A 13,635-nucleotide genomic window follows, 5' to 3' on the forward strand; every position below is an offset into this window, starting at 1 on the left:
GATGGCGCGCACGGCGGAGACCGCCCAGGCGCCGGACACGGCGGCGGTCACCGAGGTCGTCCGGGTCAGGGTGCCCGAGCGCGGTCTGCGGCAGGACCTGCGCGCGGTGAAGATCGTCCTGCACCGGGAGCTGATCCGGTTCTGGCGCGACAAGCTGCGGATGGTGTCCGGGTTGGTCCAGCCGGTGCTGTGGCTGCTGGTCATGGGCACCGGCCTGTCCAGCCTGATGGCCGGCGGCGGCGGCCCGGCCGGGGCCGTGAACCTGAAGACGTTCATCTTCCCGGGCGTCTGCGCGATGTCGGTGATGTTCACCGCGATGTTCTCCGCCGGGTCGATCGTGTGGGACCGCGAGTTCGGGTTCCTGCGCGAGATGCTCGTCGCGCCGGTCAGCCGCAGCGCGATCGTCGTCGGCAAGTGCATCGGCGGTGCGTTCGTGGCGACCCTGCAGGGCGCGGTGATCGTGCTGCTGGCGGGCCTGGCCGGCGTCCCCTACGACCCGGTGCTGCTGCTCCAGCTGCTCGGCCTGATGTTCATCGGGGCGTTCGCGCTGACCGGTTTCGGCGTGATGATGGCCGCGCGGATCACCAGCATGCAGTCGTTCTTCGGCCTCATGCAGATGGCGATGATGCCGATGATGTTCCTGTCGGGCGCGCTGTACCCGCTGAACGGGCTGCCGGCGTGGCTGACCGTCCTGACCCGCCTCAACCCGCTGACCTACGCCGTCGACCCGCTGCGGCATGTGGTGTTCTCGCACCTGGATCTGTCGCCGCAGTTGCTGCGGACGTTCGACCCGGGCGTGACGTGGGGCGGCTGGACGGTGCCGATGTGGCTGGAGATCCTCATCGTCCTGGGCATGGGGTTCGCCCTGATGGGGGTGGCGATCGCGGAGTTCAGCCGCGCCGACTGACACCGGACGCCAGGAGGCCCGCCCGACCGTTCGGGTCGGGCGGGCCTCATGGCGTTGCGGAGCGGGTCAGACGGCGAAGTCCAGCAGCGGGCGGGCGTTGCTGGGGTGGCGCAGCTTGGACAGCGACTCCTTCTCCAGCTGGCGGATCCGCTCGCGGGTCAGCCCGAGCGCCTTGCCGATCTCGTCCAGGGTGCGCGGCGTCCCGTCGTACAGCCCGAACCGCATCGCCATGATCTTGGCTTCGCGGGGGGACAGGATGTCGAGGGTGCGGCGCAGCTGGTCGGCCATGAGCTGGCGGTCGACGAGCTCGGACGCCTCGGGGCTGTCGGTGTCCTCGATGAGGTCGCCGATGCGGGTCTCGCCGTCCTCGCCGATGGTGGAGTCCAGGCTGATCGGCTGGCGGCTGGTGCGCAGCAGCTCGCGGACCTGCTCGGGGCTCTTGTCCAGCTCGGGGGCGAGCTCCTCCGGGGTGGGCTCGCGGCCGAGACGCTGGTGCATGTCGCGCTCCACGCGGCTCAGCTTGCTGAGCATCTCCAGGACGTGCACGGGCAGCCGGATGGTGCGGGCCGAGTCGGCGAAGCCGCGCTGTATGGCCTGCCGGATCCACCACATCGCGTAGGTGGAGAACTTGTAGCCCTTGGAGTAGTCGAACTTCTCCACGGCGCGGATCAGGCCGAGGTTGCCTTCCTGGACGACGTCCAGCAGCGACAGGCCGCGGTCGGAGTACTTCTTGGCGACCGACACCACGAGCCGGAGGTTGGCCTCCAGCATGTGGGCCTTGGCGCGGCGGCCGTCGGCGGCGATCCATTCCAGGTCGGCGCGCAGGCTGGGGGAGAGGTTCTCGGTCTCCAGCTTGTGCTCGGCGTACAGCCCGGCCTCGATGCGCTTGGCGAGGTCGACCTCCTGCTCGGCGGTGAGCAGCTGGCGGCGTCCGATGGCCTTGAGATAGGTGTGGACCGAGTCGCCCATGGTGGTCGACTGGTCGTCCAGGTCGGCGGGTGCGTCGGCCTCGACCTCGGTGACCTCGAACCCCTCGTCGGCGGGCGCGTCGGCGTCCCCGGTGGTCCTCGCGGCCGTACCGGTGACCGTGCCGGTGACCTTGGCGGCGGTCCTGCGGGAGGTGCGTTTCCGCGCGGTGCCGGACAGGGCGCTCCCGGCGGTGGCCTGGGCGGTCTCGCCGCCGTCGTGGTCGGCGGCCGCGGCCATCTTGCGGACGGCGTCGGCCTCGCCGGCCAGGTTGATGCCGGCCTCGGACAGCTCGCGCAGGATGGAGCGGCCCTGGGCCGGGCTGATCCCGGCGGTCTCGAAGGCCCCCCGCACCTCGTCGAGCGAGAGGCGCCCTTGGGCACGGCCACGCTTCAGGAGGTCGTTGAGCGCGGGGCCCGCCGACTCCGTGAGCGGGGTCTCGACGGCGCTTCGCGGCATGGGGACACCCCCCCTTCGGTGTGTGAGTGCGGCGCGGATTGTGTTCGGGATGGTGTTCGCTCGTGGCGCACGCACTTAACGGAACGTCGCACGGCCGGGGCATTGTTCCCACGGCCGGTGGAGCGGCGGCCCGCGGCCGGATCGCGGAGGAACGATCCAGACGCGCATCGTGCCCGGAAAGGACTGCTTCATACCGTCCTTCCTGAGCCGACGTGACCTTACTGCGTAAAGGCATCGGCCGGTGCGACGTGACGAAGACCACTGCCGGAAAACGAGGCTCAACGGACGGAGACGCGGAGGCGGGCGCGGTCGGGCTTGCCCGACGCCAGCAGCGGGATGGCCTCCACCAGTTCCAGCTCGCGGGGGGCGGCGTAGGCGGGCATCGTCTCGCGGACGAAGGCGCGCAGCTCCGGCAGCTCCGGCGTGGCGGGGGCCGCGGGGACGACGACGGCGGTGACCCGCTCGCCCCATTCGGGGTCGGGCCGTCCGACCACGACGACGTCGCGGACGCTCGGGTGCCGCGACAGCGCGGCGGCGACCTCGCCCGCGACGACCTTCTCCCCGCCGGTGTTGATCACATCGTCGGCGCGGCCCCGGACCCGGAGCCGGCCGTCCTCGATCGCGCCGAGGTCCTGGGTGACGAACCACTCGCCGTCCCTGACCTCGGCGGTCAGCCGGGGCCGCAGCCGGTAGCCGGTGAACAGCGACGGGCCGGCCAGGCGGATCCGGCCGCCGTCGCCGAGGGCGACGCGCATGCCGTCCAGGGGCGCCCCGTCGTAGACGCAGCCGCCGCACGTCTCGCTCATGCCGTAGGTGGTGAACACGCGGGCGCCGCGGTCGCGGGCCTCGGCGAGCAGGCCGGGTGCGGCGGCGGCACCGCCGAGGATGATCGCGCCGAGCCGCGACAGGTCGGCGCCGGTGTCCAGCAGGCGGCGCAGCTGGGTCGGGACCAGGGAGACGTGCAAGCCGCCCGCCTGTGCGACGGCGGCGGCGTCGAAGCGCGGTGCGATCACCGGGTCGGTGCCGGCGACGAGGGAACGGACGAGGACCTGGACGCCGGAGATGTGGCTGGTGGGCAGGCAGCACAGCCACCGGTCACCGGGCGCGGCCTCGATGCGGGCCAGGGTCCCGGCGGCGGAGCGGCGCAGCGCGCCCGCGGACAGCTCGACGAACTTGGGGGCGCCGGTCGAGCCGGACGTGGCGATCAGCACGGCGGTCCCGGCGTCGACCGGTTCGCGGCCGGGGGAGCGGGGGGTCAGCCCGCCCGGTGTCTCGACGACGTCGGGGGCCAGGGCGTCCAGCAGATCACGGAGCGCGGGCTCGGGCAGGTCCGGGGACAGCGGGCAGATCGCGGGGCCGCCGTCGAGCGCGTCCGCCAGGGCCCGCAGCAGGCGGGGGCCGGGCGGCAGGACGACGGCGTGGAGCGGGCGATCCATGACCCGTCAGCGTAGACGACCCCGCTGAACGCGTTCAAACAGGGAACCGGTTGAATGGGGCACCGGTCGCCGCGACCCGCCGGCGCGGTCGTTTCAGGGGAGAGGAACACATGGTCTCGGAGCTGTTCGACGCGGACGCGTGGAAAGAGGTCGAGGGGTTCGGTTTCACCGACATCACCTACCACCGCGCCGTGGACCACGGCACCGTGCGGGTGGCGTTCGACCGCCCGGAGGTGCGCAACGCGTTCCGTCCGCACACGGTGGACGAGCTGTACCGGGCGCTGGACCACGCGCGCATGTCCAGCGACGTCGGGTGCGTGCTGCTGACCGGGAACGGGCCCTCGCCCAAGGACGGTGGGTGGGCGTTCTGCTCGGGCGGCGACCAGCGCATCCGCGGCAAGGACGGCTACAAGTACGCCGAGGGCGAGACGTCGGACACGATCGACCCGGCGCGGGCGGGCCGGCTGCACATCCTGGAGGTGCAGCGGCTGATCCGGATGATGGGCAAGGTCGTGATCTGCGTGGTGCCGGGCTGGGCGGCCGGCGGCGGGCACAGCCTGCACGTGGTGTGCGATCTCACGCTGGCCAGCCGCGAGCACGCCAGGTTCAAGCAGACCGACGCGGACGTGGCGAGCTTCGACGGCGGATTCGGGTCGGCGTATCTGGCGCGGCAGGTGGGGCAGAAGTTCGCGAGGGAGATCTTCTTCCTGGGCGAGACGTACGACGCGGAGGCCGCGCACCGGATGGGGATGGTCAACGCGGTCGTCCCGCACGCCGAGTTGGAGGCGACGGCCCTGGAGTGGGCGCACAAGGTCAACGGCAAGAGCCCGACGGCGCAGCGGATGCTGAAGTACGCCTTCAACCTGATCGACGACGGCCTGGTCGGACAGCAGGTGTTCGCCGGTGAGGCGACGCGCCTCGCCTACGGCACCGATGAGGCCGCCGAGGGGCGGGACTCGTTCCTGGAGAAGCGCGACCCCGATTGGTCTCGTTTCCCGTGGTACTACTAATGTCCGGACGCACGGTGTGATCCGGACTACCGTGAGTCGGCGGCCAGGTCAGGGGGTCTAGCGGGTGCGGGTCTACTCCATCCCGATGCGGACGCGATTCCGTGGTGTGACGCGGCGGGAGGGCGCCCTGATCCAGGGCCCTGCCGGCTGGGGGGAGTTTTCGCCGTTCGCCGAGTACGGCCCGGCCGAGTGCGCCCGGTGGCTGGCCGCCGCCAGGGAGGCCGCGTACGACGGCTGGCCGGCGCCCGTCCGCGGCCGGATCCCGGTGAACGTGACGATCCCGGCGGTCGGCCCGGACCGGGCGTTCGAGATGGTGAAGGAGTCCGGCTGCCGCACCGCGAAGGTGAAGGTCGCCGAGCGCGGTCAGCGCGACGCCGACGACATGGCGCGGGTGGAGGCGGTGCGCGCCGCGATCGGGCCGGACGGCCGGATCCGGATCGACGTGAACGGCGGCTGGGACGTCGACCACGCCGCCCGGATGATCAGGTCGCTGGACCGCTGGGAGCTGGAGTACGCCGAGCAGCCCTGCGCGACGCTGGAGGAACTGGCGCGGGTGCGGCGGATGGTGGACGTGCCGGTCGCGGCGGACGAGTCGATCCGCCGCGCCGAGGATCCGCTGAAGGTGCGGGCGGCGGATGCCGCGGACGTGGCGGTGCTGAAGGTGCAGCCGCTCGGCGGGGTCGCGGCGGCGCTGCGGGTCGCGGAGGCGTGCGGGCTGCCGGTGGTGGTGTCGAGCGCGGTGGAGACGTCGGTGGGGCTGGCGGCGGGGGTGGCGCTGGCCGCCGCGCTGCCGGAGCTGCCGTACGCGTGCGGGCTGGCGACGCTGTCGCTGCTGGAGGGCGACGTCGCCGGTGACCCGCTGCGGCCGGTGGCGGGGGAGATCGAGGTGCGGCGGCCGGTGGTGGACGAGGAGGCGCTGCGCCGCTGGGAGGTGCCCGCGGCCGGGTGGCGGCGCCGGGCGCTCGCCGCGCAGGAGCATATGGACGGTCCGCCGGTGATCGAGGTGGGGCCGTGAACCCGGCGACCGCGCTGGCGACCGTCCTGGTCGACGAACTGCTGCGCTGCGGGATGACCGATGTGGTGCTGGCGCCGGGGTCGCGGTCGGCGCCGCTGGCGCTGGCGCTGCAGGCCGCCGAGGAGGCGGCCCGGGTGCGGCTGCACGTGCGGATCGACGAGCGGTCGGCGTCGTTCCTCGGCCTCGGCCTCGCGAAGCGGTCGGGGCGTCCGGTGGCGCTGGTGTGCACGTCGGGGACGGCCGCGGCGAACTTCCACCCGGCGGTGATCGAGGCGCACGAGTCCGGTGTGCCGCTGATCGTGATCACCGCGGACCGTCCGCCGGAGCTGCGCGACACCGGCGCGAACCAGACGATCGACCAGGTGAAGCTGTACGGGACGGCGGCGCGGTGGAGCACCGAGATCGGCGTCCCGGAGAACCGGCCGGGGATGGTGGCGTACTGGCGGTCGCTGGTGAGCCGCGCGTGGGGGGTGGCGCAGGCGCCGTCGCCGGGGCCGGTGCATCTGAACGCGGCGTTCCGGGAGCCGCTGATCCCGGACGGGGACGAGACGTGGTGCGAGCCCCTTGACGGTGATGTGACGGGCGCGTGGACGAAGGTGCGTCCCGCCACCCCCGGCTCGGTGCTGCACGTCCCGCCGACGCGCCGGGGCGTCCTGGTGGTGGGGGACGGCGCGGTGAACGTCAAGCGGTACGTGGCCGCGGCGTCGATGGCCGGCTGGCCGGTGCTGGCCGAGCCGAACGGCAACGCCCGTTACGGTGACCACGCCCTGTCGTCGCATCATTTCCTGCTGGGCGTCCCGGAGTTCGTGGAGCGGCACCGTCCCGAGGTGGTGGTGACGCTGGGCAAGCCGGGGCTGTCGCGTCCGCTGCTGTCGCTGCTGCGCCGCGCGGAGGAGCACATCGTCCTCGCGCCGGATCTGGCGCACTGGCCCGATCCCGTCCGGTCGGCGACGCAGGTGGCGCCCGAGGTAGAGATCCCCGTGGTGTCGGGCGACGACGCGTGGCTGAAGTCGTGGCGGACCGCGGACCTGGCCGCCGCGGCGGCGGTGGACGCGGTCCTGGACGCGGTGCCGGAGGTGACCGAGCCGCGGCTGGCGCGTGACCTGGCCGCCGGACTGCCGAGCGGGTCGCTGCTGTTCACGGCGGCGAGCATGCCGATCCGCGACCTGGACCAGGTGATGCGGCCGCGCCGCGGCATCCGGATCATGGCGAACCGGGGTGCGAGCGGGATCGACGGCCTGATCTCGACGGCGATGGGCGCGGCGCTGGCGCACAGTGGCCGCTCCTACGCGCTGCTGGGTGATCTGGCGTTCCTGCACGACCAGAACGGGCTGATCCTCGGCCCGTACGACCGGCGCCCGGACCTCGCGATCGTCGTGGTGAACAACCGGGGCGGCGGGATCTTCTCGCTGCTGCCGCAGGCGGCGCTGCACGGCCCGTTCGAGCGCGTTTTCGGCACCCCGCACCGGGTGGATCTGGAGGCGATCGCCGCCGCGCACCGCCTCCCGTACCGGTGCCTGGACGCCGCCGCGGACCTGCCGAAGGCGATCGCGGGGGAGGGGCTGCGGATCATCGAGGCCCGCACCGACAGGGAAGCGAACGCGGTGCTGCACGCCGACCTCCGCAAGGCCGCCCAGGCGGCCGTCCGCGACGTCCTGGCCTGACCTTCTCGAACCCCGGTGGTCCCCACTCCCGGCGACGTCCCAACCTTGAACTTACAATGTAAAGATGTGGGGCTGGTAGCCCACCCACCAGCCAAAAACCAGTCTCAAAACCACTCACCCACCGGGTGGGGCCGCTGTCCTTGTCGGCGGTGTTACGCGGACAGGAGGCGGTCGCGTAGGGCGTGGGTGTCCTCGTCGGTCCAGCCGTGGCCGGACAGCCAGCCGAGGGTCCCGTCGAACTCCTCGTCGATGCGGGCGAGGAGTTTCTCCATGATGGCGGCGTGGGGCCGGTGGGTGTCGGCGGGCCGGGAGTCCAGGTCGGCGGCGTAGGTGTCGCTGGCGCGCAGACGGCGCAGGATCGCCGCCAGCCGTTCACCGGTCTGGGCGTAGTCGGCGACGATCGCCTCGCGGGTGACGCCGGCGACGTCGAGGGCGAGGGCGCAGACGACTCCGGTGCGGTCCTTGCCGGCGGCGCAGTGCACCAGTGCGGAGCCGTCGGTGCGGGTCATGACGCGCAGGGCGGCGACGATGGAGTCGCCCCGGTCGGCGAGGTAGCCGAGGTAGTGGCCGGTCGAGCGGTCCTCTTCGGGGTCGTCGGCGGGACGTTCCTGCCAGGGGAGCGCCTTGTCGACATCGGCGGCGACGTCGGTGTGGCGGCCGCCTTCGGGGAACAGTGACAGATGGTGGACGGTCACGGACGGTATCCGGGTGAGGGGGCCGGGTCCTTCGAGGCGTACTTCAGCGTCGCTGCGCAGGTCGATGACGTTCTTCAGGGCGTAGCCGTCGAGGAGGAGGCGGACGTCGGTGACGGTGAGGTCCTGGAGGTTGTCGGAGCGCAGGAGGCGCCCGAGCCGGGTGGTGCGGCCGTCGGCGGTGGGGAGGCCGCCGAGGTCGCGAGCGTTGACTGCACCGTCCAGTTCGATCCATCGCGAGCCATCGTCCATGACTTGTGACCTTATAGGGCCGCGGTGGCCGGGCTTTTGCGCAGGGTCCCGTTCTCCTGGGAAGACCGACCTGGGAGATGAGGCGGGTATGCCGCGACCGGGACCTGCGAGCCAGAGCGAAGTTGGCTCCACAGCGGGGCGACCGTGCGGTTTCACGCTCCGTAGCTTTCGAGTAGTCGTTTCGGCCCTGTTGGGAATGGAGATTTCATGACCGTCACTCTCTCCGTGTCCGCTCCGCCCCGTTCGTCCGGTAGTGAGTTCACCGTGCTGGCGCGGCGGGTCCGCGAGAGCGGGCTGCTGGAGCGCCGCCGCGGCTACTATGCGCGGGCGATCGGGCTGAATCTGGCCGCGACGGCTGCGGTGTGGGGTGCGGTCGCGTGGGCGGGGGACGGCTGGTGGACGGTCCTGCTCGGTGTTCCGCTGGCGGTCGTGGCGGCGCGGACGGCGTTCCTCGGGCATGACGCGGGGCATCGGCAGATCGCGCGGAGCGCCCGGGCGAATCGGTGGCTCGGGTTGCTGCTGGGGAATCTGCTGCTGGGCATGGGGCACGGGTGGTGGAGCGACAAGCACAACCGGCATCACGCCAATCCGAACCTTGTGGGGAAGGATCCCGATGTAGGGGAGGGGGTTCTGGCGTGGACGCGGGAGCAGGCCGGGCGGAAGCGGGGGGTGGCGCGGCATCAGGCGGTGCTGTTCTTTCCGCTGCTGACGCTGGAGGGCGTCAATTTGAAGGTGGGGAGCCTGGTGTTCCTGCGGGGGCGGCCCGGGCGTGACCGTCTGGTGGAGGGCGGTCTGCTGCTGGCCCACGCGGTGGGGTATCTGACACTGGCGTTCACGTTGCTGCCGGCGGGCAAGGCGGTGGCGCTGATCGTGGTGCAGCACGCGCTGTTCGGTGTGCATCTGGGGGCGGTGTTCGCGCCGAATCACAAGGGCATGGCGATGCCGGGGCCGGGGGAGCGGTGGGGTCATCTGCGGCGGCAGGTGCTGACGTCGCGGAACGTGCGGGGCGGGGTGGTCACCGACTGGCTGATGGGCGGGTTGAACTACCAGATCGAGCATCATCTGTTCCCGGGGATTCCGCGGTGTGGCCTGCGGCGGGTGCGGCCGCTGGTGATGGAGCACTGCGCGGCGGTGGGCGTCCCTTACACCGAGACGGGGTTGTTCGCGTCGTATCGGCAGGCTCTTGGTCACATGCGGGCGGTCGGGGGGTCGTCGCGGTAGGGACGGGGCTATGCTCCGGCCATGCCGGAGGGACACACGATTCATCGCCTGGCCGTCGAGCATCAGCGGATGTTCGGCGGTCTCACCGTTTCCGCCACGAGCCCGCAGGGGCGTTTCGCCGAGGGGGCGCGGCGGCTGGACGGGCGGGTGCTGTCGGTGGCGGACGCGCATGGCAAGCATCTGCTGCTCGGGTTCGACGATGAGCTGACGCTGCACGTCCATCTGGGGATCTATGGGCGGTGGGTGTTCGGGGAGTCGCCGGCGGTGGCGCCGGTGGGGGTGGTGCGGTTGCGGCTGGTGGGTGGCGGGCATGTCGCGGATCTGCGGGGTCCCAATACGTGTGAGGTGCTGGAGCCGGGTGAGGTGAAGCGGCTTCGGGATCGGCTGGGGCCTGATCCGTTGCGGGTGGATGCCGATCCGGAGGTGGCGTGGCGGCGGGTGAGCCGGGCGCGGACGCCGATCGCGGTGTTGCTGATGGATCAGTCGGTGGTGGCGGGTCCGGGGAACATCTACCGGGCGGAGGTGCTGTTCCGGCAGGGGATCGATCCGCTGTTGCCGGGGCGGCGGGTGACGGCGGAGCAGTGGTCGGCGCTCTGGGACGATCTGGTGCTGCTGATGGCGGAGGGTGTGCGGGTGGGGCGGATCGACACGGTTCGCCCGGAGCACACGCCGGAGGCGATGGGGCGTGCGCCGCGGGTGGATGATCATGGTGGTGAGGTGTATGTGTACCGGCGTGCGGGGCAGCCGTGCCTGGTGTGCGGGACGCCGGTGGCGGCGGTGGAGTTGGCGGGCCGGAACCTGTTCTGGTGTCCGGGCTGCCAGCCGTCCGCCGTTTGAGCACCGGCCTCGGGTGGAGCGGAACGCGTGCGTACGGTGTCGCTCGGACCGGTGCGCACCGCCATGTGGGAGTCGCCCGACGGTTACGGTGCCCAGCTCGCTGCCTCACTCGGGCTGGCGCGGGAGCAGCTGGTGGCCGGGCTGCCCGCGGCGATGGGCATGACCACGGGACGGCTCGTGGAACCGGCAGAGGTCGCCGCCCTGGTCGCCTGCCTTGCTTCCCCGCTCGCGGCGAGCACCACCGGAGCCGACCATCTCATCGACGGCGGGTGGGGGCCGTTCGGTTGCTGCTTCAGGCCCTCTCGCCGGCGGGGGCGGGTCTGGAGGGGAGGGGGACGTCGTCGTCGGTCTGGGGTGTGCGGCGTTGTGCGCGCCGGTGCCGCAGGCGGGCGGCGGCGGGTTCGGCGGTGCGGGCCAGCAGGGGGCCGGCGATGGCGAGGATGAGGACGTAGGCGGCGGCGAGGGGGCCGAGGCGCGGGGTGGTTCCGGCGCTGACGGCGAGTCCGGCGATGACGATGTTGAATTCGCCGCGGGGGATGAGGGCGGTGCCGGCGCGTAGTCGTCCGGTGGTGGCGATGCCGGCGCGGCGGGCGGTGATCCAGCCGGTGGCCATCTTGGTGAGGATGCCGGTGGCGGCGAGGGCCGCGGCGGTGCCGAGGACGGGGAGCAGGTCGGCGGGGTCGGTGTGCAGGCCGAAGAACACGAAGAAGACGGCGGCGAACAGGTCGCGCAGGGGGGTGAGGAGCCGCTGTGCGGTGTGGGCGAGGGTGCCGGACAGGGCGATGCCGACGAGGAACGCGCCGACGGCGGCCGACACCTGGAGCCGCTGGGCGATGCCGGCGACGAGGAGGGTGAGGCCGAGGACCTTGAGCAGGAGGACTTCTTCGCTGGGGCTGGTGACGAAGCGTTCGACGAGGGTGCCGTGGCGGAGGGCGATGTAGAGGATGGCGGTGATGGTGGCGGCGGCGATGGCGAGGGCGGTGGCGCCGCCGAGCAGGCCGGCGCCGGCGAGCAGGGTGGTGAGGATGGGCAGGTAGGCGGCCATGGCGAGGTCTTCGAAGACGAGGACCGAGAGCACGGAGGGGGTTTCTCTGTTGCCGAGCCAGCCGAGGTCGCCGATGACTTTGGCGGTGATGCCGGAGGAGGTGACGTAGGTGATGCCGCCCATGGCGACGGCGGCGACGGGGCCCCAGCCGAGCAGGAGGGCGGCGGCGACGCCGGGGGCGGCGTTGAGGGCGAGGTCGGCGAGGCCGACGGGTGCGGAGGTGCGCAGGGTGCCGACGAGTTCGCCGGCGGTGTATTCGAGGCCGAGGCTGAACAGCAGGAGGATGACGCCGACTTCGGCTCCGACGGAGACGAAGTCCTCGCTGGTGGTGAGGGGGAGGATGCCGCCGGAGCCGAAGGCGAGGCCGGCGATGAGGTAGAGCGGGATGGGGGAGATGGAGAAGCGGACGGAGACGGCGCCGAGCAGGCCGAGGGCCAGGATGATCGCGCCGAGTTCGATGAGTTGGACGGCTGAGTGCATGCGTGGTCAGCCGTCGGTGAGGATCTGGGCGACGGCGGCGGTGCCCTCGCCGGTGCCGACGACGACGATGATGTCTCCGGCGGTGAAGGTGAAGTCGGGGCGGGGGCTGGCGATGACCTCGCCTCCGCGGACGACGGCGACGATGGAGGCGCCGGTGCGGGTGCGGGCGCGGGTGTCGCCGAGGGGACGGCCGTCGTAGGGGGAGCCGGCGGGGATGGGGAACTGTTCGGTGACGAGGCCGTCGACCTGGCGGTGGAGTTCGGCGAGGTGTTCGACGATGCGTCCGGTGCCGAGGAGTTCGGCGACGGCGGTGGCCTCGTCGGGGGTGAGGGCGACGGTGGCGATGCAGCTGTCGGGGTCTTCCCTGTCGTAGATGACCAGGTCGCGGCGGCCGGTGCGGTGGGAGATGATGCCGATCTGGCGGCCTCGTGCGGTGGTCATGACGTGCTGCAGGCCGATTCCGGGCAACGCGGTCCGTTCGACGTCCACGGTGCTTCGTCCTCCGTTTCGCTGTGCCGGGTCGTTGGTGACCGTCCCGGGCCGTGGTGGGGTGGGGCGCCGGGTATGGCCGGTCATCATCGCAGATGGGAGGCTTTTGAAGCGTACCGGGTGGCGAGTGCGCGGACGGTTTCGGTGATCATGTCGCGGAGTTCGGGCGGGTCGAGGGCTTCGGCGTCGGCGCCGAGTTTGAGGATTTCGACGTGGGCGTGGCGGACGGATTCGATGGGGAGGGTGGCCTGGACCCATCCGTCCGGTCCGGGGGCGGTGGCGGTGGTGTGGGCGGCGCGGGCCATGACGGGTGGGAGGAGGATCGCGGCGCGGGCGAGGCCGTTGGGGGAGAGCCGGATGGTGGCCTGGCCGGGGTAGGAGTCGGCTTCGAAGCGTTGGGTGTAGGCGGTCCAGTGGGCGGCGAGGTCGAATCCGCCGGGGCGGTCGAAGTGTTCGGTGAGGGTGTGGAGGGTGAGGACGCGGGAGATGCGGTAGGTGCGGGGTTCCGGCGGGCCGGGGTGGTCGGGGTCGGGGTGGGTGGGGCGGGCGATGAGGTACCAGGTGCCCGCCTTGAGGACGACGCCGAGGGGGTCGAGGGTACGGGTGACGTGCTGGGGGTGTTTCCAGCGGTGGTAGCGGACCTGGATGCGGTGCTGGTTCCAGACGGCGTCGGCGATGGCGTGCAGGTGGGGGACTTGGTCGGGGGTGCGGAACCAGCCGGGGGCGTCGAGGTGGAAGCGTTCGCGGATGCGGGTGGCGCGGGTGCGCAGGGCGGGTGGGAGGGCGGCGAGGAGTTTGAGTTCGGCGGCCAGGACGTCGCCGAGGCCGAGTTGGGTGGCGGGGCCGGGGATGCCGGACAGGGGGAGTGAGGCGGCTTCGGCTTCGGTGAGGCCGGTGAGGCGGGTGCGGTATCCGCCGAGGAGGCGGTAGCCGCCGTCGGGGCCGCGGTCGGCGTAGATGGGGACGCCGGCGGCGCTGAGGGATTCGACGTCGCGGTAGATGGTGCGGATGGAGACTTCGAGTTCGGTGGCGAGTTCGCGTGCGGTCATGCGTTCGCGGGTCTGCAGGAGCAGCAGGAGGGACAGCAGCCGGCTCGCGCGCATCGTCTTAGTCTGCCGCGTCCTGGTCTGTCGTTTGTACTGGTCTGTCGTTTGTGCCGGGC

12 protein-coding genes and 1 pseudogene are annotated in these 13,635 nt (G+C 72.1%); 7 read left to right on the top strand and 6 right to left on the bottom strand.

Annotated features, from left to right (window positions below):
- The first annotated feature begins 1 nt into the window (after window position 1).
- On the top strand, window positions 2-907 hold the full coding sequence (locus ACQP1N_RS16800) for an ABC transporter permease (protein ID WP_084263225.1): 906 nt from the start codon (window positions 2-4) through the stop codon (window positions 905-907).
- A 66-nt stretch (window positions 908-973) separates the two neighbouring features.
- On the opposite strand, the gene ACQP1N_RS16805 is transcribed toward ACQP1N_RS16800, so the two are convergent.
- Both ACQP1N_RS16805 and ACQP1N_RS16810 read right to left on the bottom strand, forming a co-directional pair.
- The gene (locus ACQP1N_RS16805; RefSeq protein WP_433232442.1) at window positions 974-2,332 is read right to left on the bottom strand and encodes an RNA polymerase sigma factor; all 1,359 of its coding nucleotides are present in this window, start codon (window positions 2,330-2,332) and stop codon (window positions 974-976) included.
- 278 nt (window positions 2,333-2,610) lie between these two features.
- Window positions 2,611-3,768 (bottom strand): AMP-binding protein, encoded by a 1,158-nt coding sequence (locus ACQP1N_RS16810; RefSeq protein WP_433232444.1) that lies wholly within the window; start codon window positions 3,766-3,768, stop codon window positions 2,611-2,613.
- Window positions 3,769-3,878: 110 nt separating this feature from the next.
- Between ACQP1N_RS16810 and ACQP1N_RS16815 the strand changes: the two genes are divergently transcribed.
- The 3 genes from ACQP1N_RS16815 (at window position 3,879) to menD (ending at window position 7,457) form a co-directional block, all read left to right on the top strand.
- Window positions 3,879-4,778 carry a 1,4-dihydroxy-2-naphthoyl-CoA synthase gene (locus ACQP1N_RS16815; RefSeq protein WP_067802725.1) on the top strand — a complete coding sequence of 300 codons (900 nt, stop codon included), beginning with the start codon at window positions 3,879-3,881 and terminating at the stop codon, window positions 4,776-4,778.
- 85 nt (window positions 4,779-4,863) lie between these two features.
- Window positions 4,864-5,793, top strand: coding sequence for an o-succinylbenzoate synthase (locus ACQP1N_RS16820; RefSeq protein ID WP_242608898.1), 930 nt, complete (start codon window positions 4,864-4,866; stop codon window positions 5,791-5,793).
- Complete coding sequence (gene menD / locus ACQP1N_RS16825; protein ID WP_067802718.1) at window positions 5,790-7,457, top strand: 2-succinyl-5-enolpyruvyl-6-hydroxy-3-cyclohexene-1-carboxylic-acid synthase; 1,668 nt, start codon at window positions 5,790-5,792, stop codon at window positions 7,455-7,457. The genes ACQP1N_RS16820 and menD overlap by 4 nt, the downstream gene beginning before the upstream one ends.
- 152 nt (window positions 7,458-7,609) lie before the next feature.
- Here the strand turns inward: menD and ACQP1N_RS16830 are convergent, their stop codons facing one another.
- On the bottom strand, window positions 7,610-8,401 hold the full coding sequence (locus ACQP1N_RS16830; protein ID WP_067802715.1) for a tyrosine-protein phosphatase: 792 nt from the start codon (window positions 8,399-8,401) through the stop codon (window positions 7,610-7,612).
- Between the two features lie 207 nt (window positions 8,402-8,608).
- Here ACQP1N_RS16830 and ACQP1N_RS16835 point away from each other — a divergent pair, with 207 nt between their 5' ends.
- The 3 genes and pseudogenes from ACQP1N_RS16835 to ACQP1N_RS16845 form a co-directional block, all read left to right on the top strand.
- Complete coding sequence (locus ACQP1N_RS16835; protein WP_433232449.1) at window positions 8,609-9,622, top strand: fatty acid desaturase family protein; 1,014 nt, start codon at window positions 8,609-8,611, stop codon at window positions 9,620-9,622.
- 21 nt (window positions 9,623-9,643) lie between these two features.
- Complete coding sequence (locus ACQP1N_RS16840) at window positions 9,644-10,459, top strand: Fpg/Nei family DNA glycosylase (protein WP_067802707.1); 816 nt, start codon at window positions 9,644-9,646, stop codon at window positions 10,457-10,459.
- 63 nt (window positions 10,460-10,522) lie between these two features.
- Window positions 10,523-10,672, top strand: a pseudogene (locus tag ACQP1N_RS16845) (3-oxoacyl-ACP reductase); the annotation flags it as partial.
- A 79-nt stretch (window positions 10,673-10,751) separates the two neighbouring features.
- Here ACQP1N_RS16845 and ACQP1N_RS16850 read toward each other — a convergent pair.
- The 3 genes from ACQP1N_RS16850 to ACQP1N_RS16860 all read right to left on the bottom strand — a co-directional run bounded on the left by ACQP1N_RS16850 (window position 10,752) and on the right by ACQP1N_RS16860 (window position 13,576).
- A complete protein-coding gene (locus tag ACQP1N_RS16850) occupies window positions 10,752-11,984 on the bottom strand; it encodes a cation:proton antiporter (RefSeq protein ID WP_067802704.1) in 1,233 nt (410 codons plus the stop codon).
- 6 nt (window positions 11,985-11,990) lie between these two features.
- Window positions 11,991-12,473 carry a cation:proton antiporter regulatory subunit gene (locus ACQP1N_RS16855; protein ID WP_433232452.1) on the bottom strand — a complete coding sequence of 161 codons (483 nt, stop codon included), beginning with the start codon at window positions 12,471-12,473 and terminating at the stop codon, window positions 11,991-11,993.
- Between the two features lie 86 nt (window positions 12,474-12,559).
- Complete coding sequence (locus tag ACQP1N_RS16860; RefSeq protein ID WP_433232454.1) at window positions 12,560-13,576, bottom strand: helix-turn-helix transcriptional regulator; 1,017 nt, start codon at window positions 13,574-13,576, stop codon at window positions 12,560-12,562.
- Window positions 13,577-13,635 lie beyond the last annotated feature (59 nt).

The sequence above is a fragment of the Actinomadura formosensis genome (assembly GCF_050948385.1).
Lineage (GTDB): Bacteria > Actinomycetota > Actinomycetes > Streptosporangiales > Streptosporangiaceae > Spirillospora > Spirillospora formosensis.